The organism is Mesorhizobium sp. M7A.F.Ca.CA.004.12.1.1 (genome assembly GCF_003997835.1).
GTDB lineage: Bacteria > Pseudomonadota > Alphaproteobacteria > Rhizobiales > Rhizobiaceae > Mesorhizobium.
The window spans coordinates 1-1,069 of sequence record NZ_RZRK01001272.1 but is presented as its reverse complement, the minus strand read 5'-3'; the positions used below and the strand labels follow the sequence as shown (position 1 = coordinate 1,069).

1 protein-coding gene is annotated in these 1,069 nt (G+C 66.4%); it reads left to right on the top strand.

Going from position 1 to position 1,069, the window contains the following annotated elements; genetic code table 11:
* The first annotated feature begins 243 nt into the window (after nucleotides 1-243).
* Nucleotides 244-1,053, top strand: coding sequence for a taurine ABC transporter ATP-binding protein (locus EN984_RS35710; protein WP_127269225.1), 810 nt, complete (start codon nucleotides 244-246; stop codon nucleotides 1,051-1,053).
* Nucleotides 1,054-1,069 lie beyond the last annotated feature (16 nt).

Sequence of the window (1,069 nt, the reverse complement as noted above, 5' to 3'; positions counted from 1 at the left end):
AGGCAAGATCGACGCCGTGCTGCCGGACTATTCGAAATACGTATCGTCGAAATACGTCACAGAGGCGCTCGCCTCGAACTAGTACTCGTTTAACGCAATTCCGGACGGAAAACCGCTTCACACTTTTCCTGGAATTGCTCTGAACCCGGCCCGCGCGCTTCTTCCCTGACGCCGCGTGCTGACTGCCCCGGAACCGCTGACGAGCGCCGGGGCCGTCGGATTTCAACGAACCGCGAGGCATCCATGCCGCATCTCGTGCTCGACCCCCATCTCGTACTGGACCCCCATCTCGTATTGGACAAGGTCTCGATCCACTATGACGGCCAGGCGGCGCCTTCCGTCGAACGGGTGTCGATCGATGTCGCCAAGGGCGATTTCGTCGTGCTGGTCGGCCGGTCCGGCTGCGGCAAGACCTCGCTGCTCAACGTCGCCGCCGGCCTTGTCGCGCCGGCACGCGGGCGCGCCTCCATCAACGGCAAGCCGATCACCGCGCCGGGCTCGGACCGGGCGGTGGTGTTCCAGAACGACGCGCTGTTCCCATGGCTGACGGCGCGCGAAAACGTTGCCTTCGCGCTCAGGCTGCGCGGTGTCAGGCCAGCCGAGCGGGCGCAGCGCGCCGATGAGCTGCTGGCGCTGGTGAAGCTCACCGACGCCGGCGACAAGCGCATCTGGGAGCTTTCCGGCGGCATGCGCCAGCGCGTCGGCCTGGCCCGGGCGCTCGCCGCCGAACCCGAATTCCTGCTGCTCGACGAACCGCTCGGCGCGCTCGATGCGCTGACGCGCGAACGCATGCAGACGACGCTGCTCGATCTGTGGACGGCAAGCGAGGTCGGCGTGCTGATGGTGACGCATGGCATCGAGGAGGCGCTGGTGCTGGCCACCCGCATCGTCGTGCTAGCGCCCGGCCCAGGCCGCGTGGTGCGGACTTTTGAACCCGGCTTCTCCAGGCGCTACGCATCGGGCGAAGCCATCCGCACCATCAAGGCCGATCCGGCTTTTGCGGTGGCGCGTGGCGAATTGACCGACGCGATCTTCGAAGGAGAGGCGGCATGACCGTTACCTCCTACAC

Excerpts from the sequence above, each read along its gene's own strand:
- EN984_RS35710 (WP_127269225.1), top strand. The coding sequence starts at position 244 with ATGCCGCATCTCGTGCTCGACCCCCATCTCGTACTGGACCCCCATCTC.